Annotated in this window: 12 protein-coding genes, 4 tRNA genes and 3 pseudogenes; 12 read left to right on the top strand and 7 right to left on the bottom strand. The window is 59.0% G+C overall.

Translation table 11 applies throughout. From position 1 onward, the window contains the following. Positions 1 to 284, bottom strand: a pseudogene (locus E0F99_RS22580) (hypothetical protein); the annotation flags it as partial. A 358-nt stretch (positions 285 to 642) separates the two neighbouring features. Between E0F99_RS22580 and E0F99_RS22585 the strand changes: the two are divergent. The 5 genes from E0F99_RS22585 to gltS all read left to right on the top strand — a co-directional run bounded on the left by E0F99_RS22585 (position 643) and on the right by gltS (position 2,471). Next, positions 643 to 718 (top strand) — tRNA-Glu (locus tag E0F99_RS22585). Positions 719 to 721: 3 nt separating this feature from the next. Further along, a tRNA-Gly gene (locus E0F99_RS22590) sits at positions 722 to 797 on the top strand. Between the two features lie 105 nt (positions 798 to 902). Continuing rightward, positions 903 to 978, top strand: a tRNA-Glu gene (locus E0F99_RS22595). A gap of 3 nt (positions 979 to 981) precedes the next feature. Further along, positions 982 to 1,057 (top strand) — tRNA-Gly (locus E0F99_RS22600). Between the two features lie 202 nt (positions 1,058 to 1,259). Continuing rightward, a complete protein-coding gene (gltS, locus tag E0F99_RS22605) occupies positions 1,260 to 2,471 on the top strand; it encodes a sodium/glutamate symporter (RefSeq protein WP_130908937.1) in 1,212 nt (403 codons plus the stop codon). Here the strand turns inward: gltS and E0F99_RS22610 are convergent. Next, the gene (locus tag E0F99_RS22610) at positions 2,428 to 4,647 is read right to left on the bottom strand and encodes a hypothetical protein (RefSeq protein WP_083359329.1); all 2,220 of its coding nucleotides are present in this window, start codon (positions 4,645 to 4,647) and stop codon (positions 2,428 to 2,430) included. The two genes, gltS and E0F99_RS22610, sit on opposite strands and share 44 nt — an antisense overlap. Positions 4,648 to 4,893: 246 nt before the next feature. On the opposite strand from E0F99_RS22610, the gene E0F99_RS22615 reads away from it, so the two are divergent. Together E0F99_RS22615 and E0F99_RS22620 are read left to right on the top strand one after the other, a co-directional pair. Then, on the top strand, positions 4,894 to 5,997 hold the full coding sequence (locus tag E0F99_RS22615; protein WP_083359328.1) for an extracellular solute-binding protein: 1,104 nt from the start codon (positions 4,894 to 4,896) through the stop codon (positions 5,995 to 5,997). Positions 5,998 to 6,071: 74 nt separating this feature from the next. Next, on the top strand, positions 6,072 to 6,323 hold the full coding sequence (locus tag E0F99_RS22620) for a hypothetical protein (RefSeq protein WP_083359327.1): 252 nt from the start codon (positions 6,072 to 6,074) through the stop codon (positions 6,321 to 6,323). Positions 6,324 to 6,384: 61 nt separating this feature from the next. Here the strand turns inward: E0F99_RS22620 and pdxR are convergent, their stop codons facing one another. Further along, positions 6,385 to 7,866, bottom strand: coding sequence for a MocR-like pyridoxine biosynthesis transcription factor PdxR (pdxR, locus tag E0F99_RS22625; protein WP_083359326.1), 1,482 nt, complete (start codon positions 7,864 to 7,866; stop codon positions 6,385 to 6,387). Positions 7,867 to 7,944: 78 nt separating this feature from the next. On the opposite strand from pdxR, the gene E0F99_RS22630 reads away from it, so the two are divergent. After that, positions 7,945 to 9,600 carry a M24 family metallopeptidase gene (locus E0F99_RS22630; protein ID WP_083359325.1) on the top strand — a complete coding sequence of 552 codons (1,656 nt, stop codon included), beginning with the start codon at positions 7,945 to 7,947 and terminating at the stop codon, positions 9,598 to 9,600. Between the two features lie 29 nt (positions 9,601 to 9,629). On the opposite strand, the gene E0F99_RS22635 is transcribed toward E0F99_RS22630, so the two are convergent. From E0F99_RS22635 to E0F99_RS22655, 4 genes and pseudogenes are all read right to left on the bottom strand, one after another. Continuing rightward, positions 9,630 to 11,369: a dipeptidase gene (locus E0F99_RS22635; protein ID WP_083359324.1), complete on the bottom strand. Its 1,740-nt coding sequence runs from the start codon at positions 11,367 to 11,369 to the stop codon at positions 9,630 to 9,632. 270 nt (positions 11,370 to 11,639) lie between these two features. After that, complete coding sequence (locus E0F99_RS22645) at positions 11,640 to 12,857, bottom strand: phospholipase D-like domain-containing protein (RefSeq protein WP_083359323.1); 1,218 nt, start codon at positions 12,855 to 12,857, stop codon at positions 11,640 to 11,642. Between the two features lie 55 nt (positions 12,858 to 12,912). After that, entirely contained in the window at positions 12,913 to 13,560 is a 648-nt protein-coding gene (locus tag E0F99_RS22650; RefSeq protein ID WP_083359322.1) for a MotA/TolQ/ExbB proton channel family protein, read from the bottom strand. 17 nt (positions 13,561 to 13,577) lie between these two features. After that, a pseudogene (locus E0F99_RS22655) lies at positions 13,578 to 15,497 on the bottom strand (TonB-dependent receptor); the annotation flags it as partial. A 348-nt stretch (positions 15,498 to 15,845) separates the two neighbouring features. On the opposite strand from E0F99_RS22655, the pseudogene istA reads away from it, so the two are divergent. The 4 genes and pseudogenes from istA to E0F99_RS31250 all read left to right on the top strand — a co-directional run bounded on the left by istA (position 15,846) and on the right by E0F99_RS31250 (position 18,438). Then, positions 15,846 to 17,346: pseudogene (gene istA / locus E0F99_RS22660) on the top strand (IS21 family transposase). Continuing rightward, positions 17,336 to 18,079, top strand: a complete 744-nt coding sequence (istB, locus tag E0F99_RS22665) for an IS21-like element helper ATPase IstB (protein ID WP_083359321.1) — start codon at positions 17,336 to 17,338, stop codon at positions 18,077 to 18,079. Before istA ends, istB begins: the two are co-directional and overlap by 11 nt. A 99-nt stretch (positions 18,080 to 18,178) precedes the next feature. After that, the gene (locus E0F99_RS31245; protein WP_423213181.1) at positions 18,179 to 18,331 is read left to right on the top strand and encodes a hypothetical protein; all 153 of its coding nucleotides are present in this window, start codon (positions 18,179 to 18,181) and stop codon (positions 18,329 to 18,331) included. Between the two features lie 14 nt (positions 18,332 to 18,345). After that, a complete protein-coding gene (locus E0F99_RS31250; protein WP_162276194.1) occupies positions 18,346 to 18,438 on the top strand; it encodes a hypothetical protein in 93 nt (30 codons plus the stop codon). Positions 18,439 to 18,851: the final 413 nt, after the last annotated feature.

Here is an 18,851-nt window from a genome sequence, read left to right on the forward strand (position 1 = left end):
CCAGGGATACGCGCCTTGGGCGTGGCGCTGTATTTGTTGAGGGTCAGCAGGAGCTGATTGAGGTTGAGTTCCAGGCGGGTGAACAGCAGTTTGAGCTTCGGGTTCATCAACTGGCCGGGGAACGTCTCGGTGATTTCACCGCAACGACGCAGCCGATCGTTAAGTTCGATCTCGGTGCGCTTCTTTTCCAGCTTGTTGTTTTCCACCACGTGGTTCATGTAGCCAATGGCGATCAGTATTACGATCCCGGCTATTACCAGCAGGGTGATCATGAGTGGTGTCACCGGTGTGACCTCTTTATAGGGTTTGCTGTGGAGTGTAGTGACTGGACCACCCGACGGATAGGATTGTTCGACCAGTTGCCCAGGTAGTTTCTTCTATATAGGTAAGTTTTTCCTGCATAGATGCACATTGCCATCATTTGCTGGGGCGAACTATAGCGCCTTGTCGGACGCCAGAATATAGGCGTCAAAGCCTGGACAGGCTTAATGCTCGCAAAGCCCTGGAAAGCGGGGCGAAGTCATTGATTTAAATAAATTTATCCTTGGGGGTTGACGACCTTTCAATCCATCCATAGAATGCGCGCCACTTACAGCGTAAAGCACACAGCGAAACGCGGTAGGGAGTGAATGTTGTACGTGTGTCCCCTTCGTCTAGTGGCCTAGGACACCGCCCTTTCACGGCGGTAACAGGGGTTCGAGTCCCCTAGGGGACGCCATATGCGGGAATAGCTCAGTTGGTAGAGCACGACCTTGCCAAGGTCGGGGTCGCGAGTTCGAGTCTCGTTTCCCGCTCCAGTTTTTAAGCAGTGTTGCCCTCGGGCGGCATTGAGTGAAACCAGGGCCAAGTCTTCGGATGAGGCCTCTGGGCACTGAAATACACACCATGTGTTTCAGTAGCGTGTCCCCTTCGTCTAGTGGCCTAGGACACCGCCCTTTCACGGCGGTAACAGGGGTTCGAGTCCCCTAGGGGACGCCATTTGCGGGAATAGCTCAGTTGGTAGAGCACGACCTTGCCAAGGTCGGGGTCGCGAGTTCGAGTCTCGTTTCCCGCTCCATATTTAACAAAAACGCCGATCAGTGATGGTCGGCGTTTTTGTTCGTGTTGCTTTTGTATCCTGATAGCCACACCAATCGCGTAGGCTTTGCGGTGAAGCTTGTAGGAAGAGTCTCTAATTACTGGCAGGTGGCTGTGTACCTGTTCCGCAGTCTCTACTCTGGCTAGCCCATTCTCCTTGTTCACCTCAGAGAACTGCTCAGATGCTGCAACTCGATTTCTATTCAACCCTTGTCGCCGCCTCACTGGTGCTGTTGCTGGGGCGTTGGCTGGTGGCTCGCATCGGCTTTTTGCGCACCTACAGTATTCCGGAGCCGGTCGCCGGTGGTTTATTGGTTGCTGCACTGCTGCTGGCGTTGCGTGTATTGACGGATGTCGAGGTTCGATTCGACGCGTCATTGCAAACCCCATTGATGCTGGCGTTTTTCGCCACTATCGGCCTGAATGCGGACTTCGCCAGCTTGAAAAAAGGCGGGCGCGTACTGGGTATTTTCCTGCTGGTCGTGACGGCCCTGCTGGTGGTGCAAAATGCCATGGGCATCGCTTTGGCTAAGGCGCTGGGGCTCGACCCTTTGATGGGCTTGCTGGCCGGCTCCATCACCTTGTCGGGTGGGCACGGTACAGGTGCCGCGTGGGGCGCGGTGTTTAGTGAGAAGTATGGCGTGGCCGCCGCGTCTGAACTGGCCATTGCTTCAGCGACCTTTGGCTTGGTGTTGGGCGGCTTGATTGGCGGGCCGGTTGCGCGCTTGCTCATCAAACGTGCCCAGGTGCCTGGCATTGAACAGCGGCCATCAGGTCAGCCAACAGGCTTTGAGCAGCCCAACCTTGAGCGCACGATCACCTCGTTCTCGTTTATCGAGACACTCGCGCTCCTGGCGATCAGCCTGCAGGTCGGTACGTTCTTGAGTGGTTTTATCCAAGGCACGGCCTACGAGTTGCCGACCTTCGTGGGCGTGCTGTTCGTCGGTGTGGTGTTGCGCAATGGCTTGTCGGCACTTGGCTGGCACCAGGTGTTTGAGCGTGAAGTGTCGCTGCTGGGCAATGTCAGCTTGTCATTGTTCCTGGCCATTGCGCTGATGTCGCTCAAGCTCTGGGACCTGGCGGCGCTGGCGTTACCGATTGTCATTCTGTTGGCAGCACAGGCGTTATTGATGACCTTGTTTGCGATTTTCGTGACGTTTCGGATGATGGGCAGCAACTACGATGCGGCGGTGTTGGCGGCGGGCCATTGCGGTTTTGGCTTGGGCGCCACGCCTACAGCGATTGCCAATATGCAGGCAGTGACGCAACGCTTTGGCCCCTCGCCGATTGCGTTTCTGGTGGTGCCGATGGTGGGGGCGTTTTTCATCGATATCACCAATGCGGTGGTGATCAAGGTGTACTTGGCGCTGCCGTTCCTGGGGGTGGCGGGCTGAGCGTGACTTCGAAGGGGCGCCAAGCGCCTGCGTCTTGACGGATCAGCAGTGCGTCCCGGCTCATATACAGTTCGATTTCCTGCTCTATTTCCACATGGCGAAGCTTGAAGTCGTACGTGGGGGTTGTGATCGCGCCGTGTTTGTACAACCTGTAGTACTGCACCTCGCCCTCCAGCCGTAACCCGGCCTGCAGTTGCGCGGCCTCAAATGCGGTGTCCGGTAATTGCACCCAGAAAAACGACAGCAGAGGCCAGCGCTTGCGCTGTTCTTTGTCTGAGCCGGCGCCGACAGCTTGATAAGCGCGACGCATACCCAGTACGCGTTGGTGATACTGCTCGGTGCTGGTCTGCGCGGTGACGGCCAGCGATAACTGACCGGCCAGCGCGGCCTGCGTATAGTCGCTGTACTCATAGGCCTGGTATTGCACCAGCGTGCGACCCTGCGATTCAATCAAGGTTGGCCCCGTGCGGCCATCCCAGGCAGGGCTGCCTAGCAGACCGATTTCGTGGTCGGTCAGCGGAATAACGGTGACAGAAACATTGCGCGGTTCAAACGTTCGCGTGGAGTCAGGTGCCACCCCCGGCCAGTACGAGCCCAGCGCCGCACAGATGCGCGCATCTTCAGTAAAGGGGCTGGCTAACTGATAACCGCACAGCATATTGGTGAACGGTGCGTCTACCAGGCCCCGGCCAATTTCCCAGCCTGGCCCGAAGACGCCGCTGGCGAAGTCCGGTAGCCACGACTGGCGCCTGGCGTATTCCACCTGCTGGCCAGTACGTGACGTTGCGCTGGCCTGGGGATGGGAGACTATCGCCGTGACGCTGCGGTCTTGCGGGGCGAAATAACCACCCGCAAGCGACTGATTGATGAAAAAGCGCACATCGGACAACGGGTTGACCCGTGTGTGCCATACCTGCGGGCAGGGTGGCGTCGGGCAAGGGAACACCTCAGGGTCACTGGACCATTGCTTGAGTTCCCGCGGGCCGCACAACGGAAAGAAATCCGGCGCGCCGATGATGGAATAGGCGGCGATGCTCGGCAGCGCCAGTGCCGGGCAGTGCGCACGCACCCAGCCATCGGCCATGGCGTCCTGATAGTGCAGGGCGCGGTAGCCGCCGGCCTTGACGATGGCGTCGACGTCTTCGCGTTCGTTAAGGTCTTCTATCGAACCGTCGTCGTGCAGACGATGACGCCCATGCACCAAGCCACCCGTGCCCGCCGGCATCATGAAGGACAGCGGGCGCCCTTGGTAATAGGCCAGTTCGACCAGGGCCTCCTTGGCGTCAGGCACTAGCAGGCCCGGGGCGAACTCATCGATATTCGCCCAATGGCATAACCCCTCAGTGATGACGAAAGGCGCGTTGAGAATGTCAGGCTCTTGCCAGCCGGTATCGCGAAAACGTCTGTGGATCTGTCCGATTTTTTCATTGATCTGGTGGTTCTCCAACTGCACGGTCAGGTCCATGCCGGCCAGGCACTCGTCGCCATTGAAGAGTTTGTGCAGCGGCACCCAGAACTCCAGATCCTCGTCGACAGGTTGAGCATTCATCGGGCCAAACTGCAGCGGCTGTGCGGTTTTCCTGGCAGCGATAAACGCGCCGTAGCGCGCCGGGATAACCCGCATCTGATTGGGCTGGTCCTCGACAAAGGGCAAAAAGCCTCTTCGTTGCGGGTCATACAACGCATCCGCCGTACCGACCCTGGCGACCCCAGTGCGGGAAAAACACAGGTCGGCTTGGCGCCCATGCACTGTTTCAGGTTGGGGCCGGTATTCATAGGCGAACACTGCAATCCCCAGCGGCGCATCACCGGCGAGCAACTGCAAGGCCTCAAGGTGGGGAGGATGGGCACCGTAGACATAATTCAGAAGCTGTTCTATTTCAGCTGCCGTTGGAAAGGCCGTGAGCGCTTTACCCATGACCCCGGTGGTCACATTGGGGGAGGCAAATGCGTGCAGCAGCAGGCTGTCGGCCGGACGCCCGGCTTCGATGCCGCGTACCCCATCGGCGGAGAAATCTTCGAAGCCTGGGTGCGTGCGATCAATCTGCAGGGGTTTGGCGAGTTCTTCGCGCAGGTTGACCGAGGTTATGTCCAGGCCGTGGTACAGCAACAGGTCACGCCAACCGGCGGGGGCTAAGCGTGTGCAAGCGCGTTCGACATCGCTGATCAAAGACATCCCCATTCCTCCGAAACAGATCAGAGGGCAGGGTACGCAAACGGGGGCAGCGCGGTAACTGACCGAAAGGCTAGGTAGCAGGACGGCGGGCTTGTGCGCAGCAACCGGACCGCCGAATTTAGGGTTAGGGATTCGTGGGTGCTAGCTAAGTACTTGTAGGTATTTACTATTCGGCGACGCTGGGTATATTCACCACCCAATGGATCATGGCCATGAAGGCCTTTCGTTTTTGACAAGGATAGTTATATGAGTCAATCACATTTACGAGCCCTTTTTTTAGCCTCGCTGGTTTGTGTCGGTGTCAGCGCACCGGCAGCGGCGGCTGAGTCGCGGGTGAATCTGTACAACTGGTTTGGTTTGATCGCGCCAGAAACGCCAAAGCAATTCGAGCAAAAAACCGGTACCAAGATGCACGTCGATGCCTTCGACAGTGCAGAGATCATGCAGAGTAAAGTCATGGCCGCGCGTACCGGGTATGACGTCGTCGTCGCCACCTCGAATGTCCTGCCGAGCCTGATCCAGGCGGGCGTGCTTGCACCGCTGGACCGCAAGCAACTGAGCAACTTTGCGCATATCGACCCAGAAATGCTGGCCCTGCTCTCGGCTAACGACCCTGGTAATCGCTACGCCATTCCCTATTTGTGGGGCACTACTGGCATTGGCTATGACGTTGATAAAGTCAAAGCCGCATTGGGTGATAACGCCCCGGTGGACAGTTGGGACTTGATCTTCAAAGAAGAAAACATCAGCAAGCTCAAATCTTGTGGCGTGGCGATGCTCGACTCGCCAAGTGAAATCATTTCGATCGCGTTGCATTATCTCGGCCTGCCAAGTAACAGCCAGAACCCTGAGGACTATCAGAAGGCCCAAGCGCTGCTGTTGAAAATCCGCCCTTACGTCCTCTACTTCGATTCATCCAGAACCGACGCCGACTTTGCCGATGGCAATATTTGTGTGGTCGTGGGGTGGGCGAGTGGCGCGCTGACGGCACAGGCCATCAATGAGAAAAACAACACCGGGCGCAAAATTGCCTACAGCCTGCCTCGTGAGGGCGCGCTGGTGTGGTCGGAAAACTTTGTGCTGCTCAAAGACGCTCCGCACGCAAAAGAAGGGTTGGCATTTATCAATTACATGCTCGAACCCGACGTGATTGCCAAGAGTTCCAACCACACGCTTTATCCAAACGCCAACAAAGATGCCACTGAGCTTGTAGAGCGGAAGCTGCGCGACAACCCGTGGATTTACCCTTCCAAGCAGACCATTGCCACACTGGTTCCACTGGAGCCGTTGCCGTTGAAGCTGGAGCGAATTCGTACGCGTGTGTGGACCAAGGTGAAGAGCGGTACGTGATCGGCTGAGCGATCAGGGATGTCTTGCGACTGACCACGGGGTTTTTGCACAAGCCCCAGAGAGGGAGATAAAGCATGGGCCAACGTGATGACCAGTGCGACGTGAAATCGGATGACTACAAGGCGTACAAGGAAATCGAGGAACAGATTGGGCACTGTACGCCTGAACAAGCCTGGGCCATGTATTACGTCTCAACCGGGATGGTGCGTGAACTCGTCACGCGGGCGGTGATGGAGCACATCGGCAGGGGCAACAGGGCCCTGCTGCTGGAATTTCCTGAACTTGCCCGAGTGGAAGAGCAATCTCGTTTAATGCTCCCTCTCTAAGCGCTTAACGCTTTAACCAAAAAACGCCGATCAATGCTGATCGGCGTTTTTGTTGCTGTGTTCAACGCGCGTTCATGGCCCGTGCCAAGCGTAGCGTCGCTTCACGGATCTCGTCCCGATCCAGCGAAGCAAAACCCAGGCGCAGTGCATTTTCCGACAAGTCCATGGGCGAAAACTGACGCGCGCTACGCACCACAACGCCGTGCGCCAGGGCGGTTTCTACCAAGTGATCGACGTCTGTTCCATCCTGGAAACGCACCCACAGCGCCAGGCCGCCTTCCGGCTCGCGCACCTGGATACGTTCTGCGAATGCCTCATGCAGGCAGCCCTGCAGGACCTCTCGACGCGCGGCGTACTCTTTCGAAACGCGGCGCAGGTGTTTCTTCAATTCACCCTGATTGATCAGGTCCGCCAGCATCTTCTGCGCGACCGCGTCGGTGTCTCCCACCACCAGTGCGGCACTCTTGTGCAGCACTTCAATCACGCGGGTAGGGGCCACCACATAACTGCAGCGAAACGTCGACCCCAGCGCCTTGGATAACGAGCCGATGTAGATCACATGGCGTTGCGTGTGATCACTGGCCAGCGGCAGATACGGCCGCCCATTGAAGTGATACTCGTGGTCGTAGTCTTCTTCAATGATGCAAAAGTCATGCACGGCCGCCAAGGCCAGTAGCTGTTGGCGTCGCGCCGCATGCAGGCTCACGGTGGTGGGGAACTGGTGGTGCGGCGTGACGTAGATCATCCGCACGTTATGCGCTTGGCATAACTGCTCGATGTGGTCCGTGCGGCAGCCTTCATCGTCCATATCGACCGTGACCAAGCGTGCGCCGAGCTTGCGGAAAATTTCCCACGCAGGCGGGTAACTCAGACGCTCCACCAACACCACGTCACCGGGTTTGATCAGCAGGCTGGCGGTCAGGTACAGCGACACTTGAGTGCCTGGCGTGAGGCAGATGTGCTCGGCACCGACCGTCAGCCCGCGATTGTTGCGCAGCATCTCGGCCAACGCGCAGCGCAACTCATAACCGGTGCTTTCACTGCCATAGCGCACGGTATTGGACGCAAAGCTGCTGCGCAGGGCATTGCGGTAGTAGCGATGCAACACGGCTTGCGGCAGCAGGCGATGGTCGCAGGCACCGTTATCGAAAAACAGCGCGTCATGCCGATGTTCGAGTGCAATCGACTGGGCGTTCTGGGTGAAGTACGGGACAACGGCTTGCTCCAGGATCGGCGGTGCGAAGGACGGCTGCGCGCGACTGAGCGTCGGTTTGGGCGCCAGCTGTGTATTGACGAACGTACCGCGACGCGGCTCGCTGATCAGCCAGCCTTTGGTCAACGCTTCTTCGTACGCCAAGATCACCGTCTTGCGGTTGACGTCGAGCAGTTGCGCCATCTCCCGCGTGCCCGGCAGCAAGGTGCCGGGCGCCAACCGCCCGTCGAGGATCGCTGCGACGAGGCCTTCGGCAATCTGGCGATAGGACGCTTTGCGTGTGTTCGCATCAAGCTTGAGCAACGGGCGCCATTTACGTAACTGGACCATCTGAAGTATCCAAAACTGGAGGTTCTAATGGGCCTAGTCTAGCGCAACAATCAAGCCTCACTCAGCCCTGAGGTTTTTATGCACACACGTCATGTCATCGAACTGTCTCCCTCGGGGAAAACCTTTGAAACCGGTGACGAACTGTTACTCGACGCGATGCTCGCCAGCGGCCTGTCGGTGCCGTTCTCGTGCCGGCGTGGCGCGTGTGGCTCGTGCAAAGTCGTGGTCAGCCAAGGGCAGTACCGGGCCAAGCAACTGGCGCCCGGCGCACCTGCGCCTTGCTACCCGCTGGCCGCCAATGAACTGCTGTTGTGCCAAAGCCATGCCTTCTCTGACATGCGCCTGGAGATTCCCGGCTGGTCGCTGGACACGCCTGCGCTGGTGGTCGAGGCGACGGTGCTGAGCAAGCGCGCACTCAGCCCCGACATCATTGAGTTGGTTGTGATGCCGGATAGGCCGCTGGCCGTGCGGGCGGGCCAATACCTCAAGTTCCGCCTGGTCGACGGCGACTCACGTTGCTTCTCGATCGCCAACCTGCCAGCCGATGGCGATGGACGCTTGGTGTTTCAGATTCGCCGGGTCAGTGGCGGGCTGTTCTCCGAGGCCCTCCTGGGCAACCTTGAGGCCGGCGATCTGTTGCAACTGGAAGGGCCTTTTGGTGCCTGCACCTGGCAGGACGATGACGCTGCGCCCGTCGTCCTGTTCGCCACGGGCACCGGCTACGCGGGCATCAAGCCGATCCTGCTGACGGCTTTGAAACGTAATGTCGTAGTGACGTTTTACTGGGGCGGCGCGCAGGCCACAGATTTTTACGACCGCGCATTTCTTGACCAATCGGTCATCGACCACGCGCATTTTCACTGGCACCCGGTAGTGGCAACTGAAGGCCGGGTGCAGGACGTTGCGCTGAACCATGGGCACAACTGGGAAGCGGCGCAGGTGTATGCCTGCGGTAACGGCGGCATGATCAGCCAGACGCGTGCGCAGTGCCTGGCAGCGGGCTTGCCGAGCCATCGTTTTGTTGCCGAAGCCTTCGTGCCCAGTGGCCAGTCGAATGCCGATACGCTGCTCGGTTCGCTGGATAACACCTGGGAAAAAGTCGGCCCCCGCTATTCGCTGGACGGCATGCTCGCCGCGCGTGAAAAAACCGTGCGAGCGCTGGCCGCAATCGCCAGCCAGTTGACAGTCGGCATGACCACCGGCGCCGCCCTGGAAATGGCCAGCCAGCAATTGCAGGCCATGGGCGCCTCGCATACCTGGCACCCGACCTACATCCGCTTTGGCGACGACACGGTGCGCCCGTCCCGGGACGGGATTGACCCGCTGCGCAGACTGCGCCCGAGCGACATTGTGGTGGTGGACCTGGGGCCGGTTTGGGACGGCTACGAGGGTGACTACGGCGACACCTTCATCTTCGGCGAGGCGCCGTTGCACCACGATTGCAGGAAGGTGCTGCATGAGGTTTTCGATGAGACCCGCGACGCTTGGCTGCGGGGCATGACCGGCTGTGAACTCTATGACTTCGCCGAAGACCGTGCCGTGGCAAAAGGCTGGCGGCTGTCACGCAATCTGGCAGGTCACCGCCTCGCGGATTTCCCCCATGCGTTATTCGGGGACAAGGCGCTGGCTGACTTGGCGATTACCCCCAGCGAAATGGTGTGGGTACTGGAGATTCAGCTGTGTCATCCGACGTTGCCCATCGGCGGGTTTTTCGAAGATATCCTGATGCGATGAGCCCGCCATTGCGGCGGGCTCAAAGGGCGTCAGAGCTTCGGTAACTGGCCGACGCGGCCCATCATTTCAGTGACGATCTGCAGGTCCAGCAGGAACTGGTCGACGGTCTTGAACTCAGCGTCGGTGTGCCCGGTGTACTTCACTTCCGGGCGCGCCAGGCCGAACTGCACGCCATTGGGCAGTTCATGCACGGAGGTGGCGCCGGCCGACGTACCGAACTTATGTTCCATGCCCAGGTTTTCGCTGGCCACGGCCAGCAAGGCTTTGACCCACTCGCCTTCAGGGTTGCGGTACATCGGCTCGGCCACCGAGTAGGTGAAGCTCACCTTAACCTTCGTTTGTTTATCCCAGGCGCTCAGTTTTTCAGCAATTTCTGCCTTGAGTTTTTCCGGCGATTTGCCCTTCGGCACACGCAGGTTCACCGCCAGTTTGAAGGCTTTGTCATCCTGGCCGACAAAGGTCAGCGACGTGGTCAAAGGCCCCATGAACGCATCAGAGAAGCCCACGCCCAGCTTGCCACCGAGGTAATCCAGGCCCCAGTTGTCGGCGGCATAACGCGCGGCGTCGGTGATGTGGTTGTGCTTGAGGGCGATCTTGCCGTCGATGCTGTGGATCAGCTCCAGCATGCGTGCGACCGGGTTGACGCCCGATTGCGGCTCGGACGAGTGCGCGGACACGCCGGTGACCGTCAGCTTGACCTCTTTGCCGACCACCTTGGCCGTCACTTCGAAGTCACCGCCATTGCGCTTGACGTAGTCTGCACCGGCTTGCTGCAGGCTGGCGGCCAGTTCAGCCGGTTTGTCGCTGACCAGAGTGGCCACTGACACCGAAGGAATCTGGTTGGTGGCCATGCCGCCGGTCATCGAAATGATTTGTGCGCCTTTGCCTTCGCCCTTGCGCACCGGGAAGGTGGCCATCACGGTGCCGTAGCCTTTCTCGGCAATCACCACTGGGTAGCCACCATCCAGTGCCAGGTTGTATTGCGCAACCGGGTTGTGTTCGAAGTAGTAAGGAATCGCGTCGCCCGACGTTTCCTCGGTGGTGTCCACCAGCAGCTTGAAGTTACGCGCCAGTGGCAGCTTCTCTTCCTTGATCACCTTCATGGCGTACAGGGCCACGACGATGCCATTTTTGTCATCTTCAGTGCCACGGCCGTACATGCGGTCGCCGATCAGTGTGACCTTGAACGGGTCGAGCTTGGTGCCGTCTTTGAGCACCCAGTTCTCCGGCGTCACCGGCACCACGTCGGCGTGGGCGTGGATACCGACCACTTCATCGCCGCGGCCTTCCAGGGAAATTTCGTACACGCGGTTGTCGACGTTACGGAAGTTCAGGTTGAAGGCCTTGGCCAGGCTCTGAATCTTATCGGCGATCTTGAGGAATTCCGGGTTCTTGTACTGCGGCAGGCCGTCGACGTTAAATGTCGGGATCTCTACCAGCTCACGCAAGGTTTCGAGGGCGGCTTTGCCATACTTCACCCGCGTGTAAATACCCAGCAGGCGATTGATCTCGTTCTGCTGGTCGGCACTCAGGGTTTTGTTGGCAAGGAAGGCCTCGATGGCCGGGCCGACATCGGCGCTTTTGCCCAGGTCGCCCTTGGCCAGGGTGGCGAGGAAACCATGGAAATCAGTGGCCGGGGTTTCGCTGAAACCCTTGATAATCGTCGCGCTTTGTTCGGCGCTGATGTTGGCGAAGGCAGGCGTGGCGACGGCGCAGAGGGCCGCGGCGAACAGGGTGGCGGCAACCCGTTTTTTGAGTGGGAAGTGCATTGTTGAAGGCATTCCTTTGCAGGTAGTGAGTGGGGCGTTTCTGATCAAACTGTCAGAAACATTTCCACACACTACCATAACGAAGGAGCGGTAGGGGAGATCCTGGCGAAGGAAATATCCTACTCAAATGCCTGAGCTAAGGAGATTCAAATGTGGGGGCGGGCTTGCTCGCGAAGGCGGTGTGTCAGTCGAAGTAGGCGGTGACTGACACACCGCCTTCGCGGGCAAGCCCGCTCCCACAGGGATTTCGGTGAAGTTTGAAATGGGTTATCAAGGCTTACCCGGGTGCGGATCCGGATACTGCGCCATGACCTCCAGCGCCTTGGCATACGGTCCATCCCACAACTGCTCATGCAATTGGCCTATGCGCTTGGCCATTGCCTCGCTGCGCATCACCACCTCCAGGTTGCGCGAGTTATCCAGGTACCCGCCCAGCCAGTTGCTGGTGCCGACCCACGCCACTTGCCCGTCGATCTCCATGGTCTTGCTGTGGATCACCCGCGCGTAAGGGATAAACCCTTGCTTGGCCTCGGGCAATGTGACGATCTTCACCTGCACGTTAGGCAGCACAGCCAGGCTCTTGAGGTAGGGCAGTTCCCGTTTGTCGGTGTTCCAATTGGAGACCATCAGCTTGACCGAGACCCCGCGCGCGGCGGCGGCGCGCACGGCGTTGTCGATCACCGCGTAGTAGGGCCGGGTTTTGTCTGGGCCGTAGGACAGCGGCGCGTAGTCGAGCAGTTGCACACGCACTTCTTTTTTTGCCTCACTCAGCAGACGCGGCAGTTCCAACTGCGAGTCGCCCACGCCCGGTGGGTTGTAGCGTTGCGGGCTGGCCACCAGATAATTGCCGGTGCGTGCGGGCTCCTGGCCCGCCGCCGGCAGCGGCACGGGTTGCTTAGCTGTAAGGGCGGCCTGGGCCTGCCAGTCCTGATTGAAGATCGCCTGCACTTGGCTGACCACCGTGGCATCACTGATACGCAGCCCGGTCTCGTGGATATGTTCCAGCGAGCGCCAGTCGAAATTCTGACTGCCGATAAACGCCTGCTTGCCGTCCACCAGCATGTACTTGGCGTGGATGATCCCGCCGCTCAGTTGCCCATATGACAGTACGCGAAAGGTCAGGTTGGGAATCGCGCGCAGGCGTTCCAGGGTGGAGGCCTCCGACAATTTGATGCCTTTTTCTTCCAGCAAAAAGCGAATTTTCACACCGCGTTTGCCGGCGGCTTCCAGGTGTTCAATCACCGTGTCCATCACCGAGCCGGGATGGTCGGCCGCGTAGAACTGGCCGATATCAATGCTGTTTTTCGCGCCGTCAAACAGTTCGATCCATACCGGCCCCGGCTGGCGCAAATCGGCAGTGCCCAGGGCGGTATCCACCGGCACGGTGTGCACCAGTTCAAAGCCTGGAATAGAAAAGTCCGCCTGGGCCAGCGGACTGAGGAGCAAGCCGGTGAGGCCTGCGATACGTAACTTCATCGAAAGGGCCATAGGCGTCTCATCGGGCAAAAAAAACGGCGGGCACATCATGTGCCCGCCCCGGATGTCACGCGGTGCGGCTGTGCAACGGTGTTGGCACCAGGTGCGGCACTTCACCCTGAACGCGGGCACCGGTGGCGGCGCGGATCAGCAGGATTTTGAGCTGATCGTTGATGCGCTCCAGGCTGTCCTGGAAGAAGTTGTGGAACACCACGCAGAACAGCGCGATGGCGATACCCAAACCCGTGGCGAACAAGGCCGTACCGATGCCACCGGAGATCTGGCCTGGGTCGGACACGCCTGCCGACGCCAGGGCCTTGAAGGTGTCGATGATCCCAAGAATGGTGCCGAGCAAACCCAGGAGCGGCGCGGCAGTGGTGATGGTTTCGATGATCCACAGGCTGCGCGACAGGGGCGCGCGCGTCTTCAAGTATTGGGTTTCGATTTCATCGTCCAGGTCCTTGCGCGAACCGTGGGACGCCTTCTGCGCCAGGATCGGCAGCACCATATTCAGCGGCAGACTATCGCGGCGGGTCAGGCCCTCAGGCAAGTCACGCTCGCTGTGCACGCTGGCACCCAGCACCTCGGTCAAGGCGCGCGCCTGGCGGCGCACATACGCGAAGTAGATGCCGCGTTCGATGCTGATAAAAATCGCAATCGCCATGGCGGCGTACATCACATAAAAGGTGATGTCGTGAAGCAGGTTCATGTCCATGATCTATAGCCTCGCAGTTAGAAATTCGCTTCCAGGGAAACGGTTACGGTGCGGTCCAGGCCAACGATGTAAGCCGGGTCGCCGTCCTTGAAGCCGCTGTAGGTGCCGGCGTTGGTCTTGGTGGTGTACACGCCGTCCAGGTATTTCTTGTCAAACAGGTTGTCGACGTTCAGGCGCAGGGTCGCGTCCTTGACCACTTTTTTGTCCACCGGCAAGTAGATGCCGGCGCCGAGGTTGAACACGGTGCGGCCGGAAATGGCCTCGTCGTTGGTCAGATCGCCGAAGAGCTTGCTGGTGTATTTGCCACCGAAGGTGCCGTAGAAGCGGCCGTCGTCGTAGCCGATGTTGGCCGCCAGCATGTTCTTCGGCACGTTGGCGAATTGCTTGCCACTGGTGGGCAAGACGATGGCTTTGCCCGCGTTGTAAACGGTCAAGTCATCCTGCTGCTCGGCCTTGGTGTAGGTGTAGGAGGTGTAGTAGTTGAAGTGGTTCGGCAACAGGCCGCTCCACTCCAGTTCCAGGCCGCTGTTGTTGACGGAGCCGGCGTTGATGTCGGCGAAGTCACCGTTGATGTCTTTGGACGAGACTTGGCGATCCTTGAACTGCATGTAGAACAAAGTGGCCGCCACGGTCATGTCTTCGTCGGTGAAGCGCCAGCCCAATTCGTGGTTCCAGCTGGTTTCCGGCTTGGCGTTGATCGAGTCCAGGCCCTTGTCGTACAGCACGTAGTTCTGCGGTATGCGCATGTTGCGTGACAGGCTGTAGAACAACTGGTCACGCTCGTCGAGCTGGTACTTGAGGCCGACGTTGGGCAGCAGCTTGTTGTAGCTTTGGTTACGCTTTTCCGGCTGCTCGGTGAGGCTGCCGTTGTTGGTGCCGTCGCGCTTGACGTTCATGTAGGCCAGGCCCGCCACCAAGGTCCAGTCCGGGTTGATGTACCAGGTGTCCTGGGCCCAGACTTTTTGCGCCGGAGTGACGGTGAAACGGTCGCGGCCCTGCACGGTGTTGCCGTTGGCATCGACCACGGCGTTGCCGTCGGGCCAGGTGTCGGTGGGTTTGCCGCTGCTCTTCAGGGCAATGAACGGCTGGGTCTGGCTTTGGCGCGCGCGTTCGTACCAGTAGCCGAATTGCAGGCTGTGATCGCCCAGGTCCCAGTTCAGCTTGGTGGTAATGCCCGGGCGCCAGGTCTGCGTGCGCGAAGGGCGATAGTAGACGCCGGTGGTGGATGAACCGTCAGCGTTGTACTGGGCGGCGCTGGGCAAGTTGCCCAGGTCGAAGATGCCGCCTTGGTTCGAGCCACGGTTCAGCGCATAGCTGGAAGAACCCACGCCGCTGCCGTTGCCCCAGTAGTAATACGGGATCACCGAGAGGGCCAGGTTGTCGGCCAGTTTGAATTGGGTGTTGAGCACGCCGGTAAAGGTCTGGAACGGGTTCTGCGCCAGCGCGTAGTAGCTGTTGAGCTTGCCGTTACTGCCCACCGTCGGGTTGGCGGGGTAGGGGTCGTACTTGCGGCCGTACTGCTGGAACTGGCCCTTGGTCAGCTGGCTGTAGCTGTTGTTGTCCTGCTCGTGGTACTTGAGGATCAGGTTGGCGGTATTGCCGTTGCCGGCGTCGAAGAAGCTGTTCCACTCCACCTTGTCCGCGCGCACGGCGCCTGAACCGCGCCACATCTGGCCTTCGGTGTGGGACACCGACAGCCAGTTGCTCAGGCCATTAACCTCGCCGGTGTTGAGCCGCGCGAAGGTCTTGCGAGTGGCGTTGCTGCCGACGATCTGTTTGACGAAGGCACCGGTTTCTTTGGTTGGGCGAATGGTCACGATACCGATGTTGCCGCCGCTGGAACCGATGTGCGGGCCGTCGGCTTCGGATGAGCCTTGGGTGACGAAGATCTGGTCGATGTTTTCCGGGTCACCCAGCAGGTTGGAGTTTATGTGGAATAGAAAATCAATCGGGAACCGACAATTTAATTCATGTCACTGTTGACCCCACCCTGCGATTGCCAAGCAGAGCATGACAAATGCCCACCGCACCGTGCTCAAAAATAGTAAAAGGTCATATCAGGCGGCTATGACTAACTTTTTTTTGCAGCAGGGGAACGGCACCTGCCTCTCGAAGGGGAGGCCGCAGAAGTCGGAAATAATCGTACACTAAGGCTTCGGGCTCTTGGGCAGGCCAGATGGTGTTAATCAGCGTGCAAAACTTTCCAGATTTCCGGGGTAAACAGCGTCCAATAGTTTCCACCCCGGGGTGTGCAACCATCCGGTCTTTCGGCCGGAGAATCTGGGGTGTTATCGATGGATATAATTGCCGAAATTCGGCGCCGGCATCTGGTTAGCGGCGAGAGCATTAGTGCGATTGCACGCAGTCTGAACTCTCCCGGCCAACGGTGCGCAAGCATCTGCACACGACGGCTGAACCGGTGTATGCGCGTCAGCAACAGCCCTCGCCAAAGCTCGGTGAGTTTCAAGTCACTCTGCAAGCCTGGCTCAATACCGAGCAGCATTTACCTCGCGCCCAGCGGCGTACGGCGCAGAGGCTGTTCGAGGGATTGCAGGTCGAGGGTTATCGCGGCGCTTACGACAGCGTGCAGCGCTTTGTAAAACAGTGGAAATCCGTCAAGAACGGGCCAACAACAACCCAGGCGTTCGTGCCGCTGGTGTTCGCGTCCGGCGATGCTTGTCAGTTCGACTGGAGCCACGAGCACGTCGAGATCGATGGCGTGCCGCAGACCATCAAGGTGGCGCATTTTCGTCTGGCCTACAGCCGGCAGATGTTTGTCGCAGCCTATCCCCGCGAAACCCAGGAGATGGTGTTCGACGCCCATAACCGGGCCTTTGCGTTCTTTGGTGGCGTGCCACAACGGATTATCTACGACAACCTCAAGGCGGTGGTTGAGGCGATTTTGGTCGGCAAGGAGCGGCGCTTTAACCGTCGCTTTATGGCCATGGCTAATCACTACCTGTTCGAGCCGGTAGCCTGCACACCCGCATCAGGCTGGGAAAAGGGTCAGATTGAAAATCAGGTGGGCAATGTGCGCGAGTGGTTGTTCACGCCGATGGCGCGTTTCGCGAGCTTTGCGGCGCTTAATGACTGGCTGGCATTACGTTGCCGCGAACTGAGCCAGCGCGAGCATCCCACCGAACGCACCCAGAGCATTGCCGAGCATTTTGCTCGGGAGCAACCGTTATTACGCGCGTTCAGCGCGACCTTTGACGGCTATCTCGAGCAGATGCTGCGCGCCTCCAGCACCTGCCTGGTGCGGGTTGATCGCAACCGCTACAGCGTACCTGCCGAATAGGCTGGCAAAGCGGTTTCCGTGCGCAGCAGCGCCACCGCAGTCCGGGTCGTTGCCGATGGTGCGCAGATCGCCGAGCACGCCCGCCGCTTTGGCCGCGACCAACTGATTTGCGAGCCCAGGCATTCCTTTCGGTGTTGGAGAAGAAACCCGGTGCCTTGCACAATGGCGCGCCCTTTGTCGAATGGGATTTGCCGGCGGCGATCCAGCGGGTTCGCGAACGTCTGCTCAAACCTCGTGGCGATCGCGCCTTTGTTGAGTTATTGCTGGTCACTCGCGAGGTCGGCCTGGATGCACTGCAAGTGGCTTGCGAGTTATCCTTAGAGTGCGGCGTGGTCAATGGCTCGCTGGTGATGAATGAACTCCGGCGCCTGACCGCTCCAGCCCGGCCAGTGCAATTGGAGTTGCCGGCACAACTGCAACTGCGCGTTGAGCCGCTGGCCGATTGCGGCCGCTATGAGCAGCTCAGGAGCGGCCAGTATGTCCATTGACCGCGCCGCCCGACTGAAGACCTTACAGCTGTACGGCATGGCCACTGCGTGGCGCGAGCTACTGGCCGAAGCACCGCGCCAACCAAGCCCTCCGGAGGTCTGGCTGGATCGCCTGATAGAGGCCGAACAAGCCGATCGGCAAGTGCGCAGCTTGCGCTATCAACTCAAGGCCGCCCGTTTTCCAATCCATCGCGACCTGAGCGCCATCGACTGGGCCGAAATGCCCCTCGATCAAGGGCAGATCCAACAACTGGCCAGCGCCGCCTTTATGGACAGCGCGCACAACTTGATCCTGGTCGGCGGCACGGGCACAGGCAAAACCCACCTGGCCACCGCCTTGGGCGTCGCCGCCATCCATCAAGGCAAACGCCTGCGTTTCTACAACGCCGTCGATCTGGTCAACCAACTGGAGCGCGAAAAGCAGCAAGGCAAAGCCGGCAACCTGGCCAGTCAACTGCTGCATATGGATGCCGTGATTTTGGATGAGCTGGGTTATTTGCCGTTTCCCGACTCGGGCGGCGCATTGCTGTTTCACCTGATCAGCCAGCTCTACGAAAAGACCTCGCTGATCATTACCACCAACCTGTCGTTCGGCGAATGGGTCAGCGTTTTCGGCGATGCCAAGATGACCGCCGCGTTGCTCGACCGCATCACCCACCACTGCGAAATCCTAGAAACCGGCAATGATTCGTTCCGCTTCAAACAGCGCAAGAAACAGATGAAAATCGCGTAGCCAACTGGAAAGTTTTGGACGCTGTTACCTGGAAACTATTGGACGCTGATTGACACTTTAGGAGGGATGGACCTAGCCAGTCCCACAGGCAAGATGACCATGGGAGTGATTTCAGCAGTAGTCGAGTTTGCAAAGGACCTGCTGATCGAGCGCACAAACGCGGGATTGGCCCGCGCTCGGGCTCAAGGGGTCAAGCTTGGAAGGAAGGGGAGTCTGTCTGAAAAAGCAAAACTGAGGTGCTGTCTCTATTGAACTCAGGCACGTCCGTGGCGCGGCTTGCCAGGGATTTTTCAACTACTCGTCAGACAATCATGCGGATTCGTACAGGAGCTGGTGGAAGTGGGCCTCAGGCCTCCTGAAATATTTCAGGAAGGCCTGCACTACTGGTCAGATTTTAGTGCCTAGGGAGACGCTGATTTATTCAAAAAGCCAGTGGTTGGCCCCTGATAAATCAAGGCCTCCAGAGCGCTGCCGGGACGAAAAACCGAATAAATCAGCGCCTCCCTAGGCTTAAGTGCACTTTCTGTTCCATTGCGCCTCACCCCCCGTACAGGCCCTGCGCCCTTCCCGGAGCGGCTGCGGCCTTGGATGACGACCTAGATACCTCCAGTTGCCGTCCTGGGGTTCTACGCCCAAACCCCAGATTTTTTGACGGGGACAGCTTCACCCCATAATCATCGGTACCAATAGGGTGGTTTGGACAGACTGGTCTCATTTGGGTTGTTTTACATTCCATCCAGTACCAGCTATGACCAGTTCGCCAGAGGCGCAC

This window comes from Pseudomonas antarctica, from assembly GCF_900624995.1.
Taxonomy (GTDB): Bacteria; Pseudomonadota; Gammaproteobacteria; order Pseudomonadales; family Pseudomonadaceae; genus Aquipseudomonas; species Aquipseudomonas antarctica.

Coding starts and splice junctions, on each gene's coding strand:
- gltS (WP_130908937.1), top strand. CDS start 1,260: ATGCTGCAACTCGATTTCTATTCAACCCTTGTCGCCGCCTCACTGGTG.
- E0F99_RS22610 (WP_083359329.1), bottom strand. CDS start 4,647: ATGTCTTTGATCAGCGATGTCGAACGCGCTTGCACACGCTTAGCCCCC.
- E0F99_RS22615 (WP_083359328.1), top strand. CDS start 4,894: ATGAGTCAATCACATTTACGAGCCCTTTTTTTAGCCTCGCTGGTTTGT.
- E0F99_RS22620 (WP_083359327.1), top strand. CDS start 6,072: ATGGGCCAACGTGATGACCAGTGCGACGTGAAATCGGATGACTACAAG.
- pdxR (WP_083359326.1), bottom strand. CDS start 7,866: ATGGTCCAGTTACGTAAATGGCGCCCGTTGCTCAAGCTTGATGCGAAC.
- E0F99_RS22630 (WP_083359325.1), top strand. CDS start 7,945: ATGCACACACGTCATGTCATCGAACTGTCTCCCTCGGGGAAAACCTTT.
- E0F99_RS22635 (WP_083359324.1), bottom strand. CDS start 11,369: ATGCACTTCCCACTCAAAAAACGGGTTGCCGCCACCCTGTTCGCCGCG.
- E0F99_RS22645 (WP_083359323.1), bottom strand. CDS start 12,857: ATGGCCCTTTCGATGAAGTTACGTATCGCAGGCCTCACCGGCTTGCTC.
- E0F99_RS22650 (WP_083359322.1), bottom strand. CDS start 13,560: ATGGACATGAACCTGCTTCACGACATCACCTTTTATGTGATGTACGCC.
- istB (WP_083359321.1), top strand. CDS start 17,336: ATGTCCATTGACCGCGCCGCCCGACTGAAGACCTTACAGCTGTACGGC.
- E0F99_RS31245 (WP_423213181.1), top strand. CDS start 18,179: ATGGGAGTGATTTCAGCAGTAGTCGAGTTTGCAAAGGACCTGCTGATC.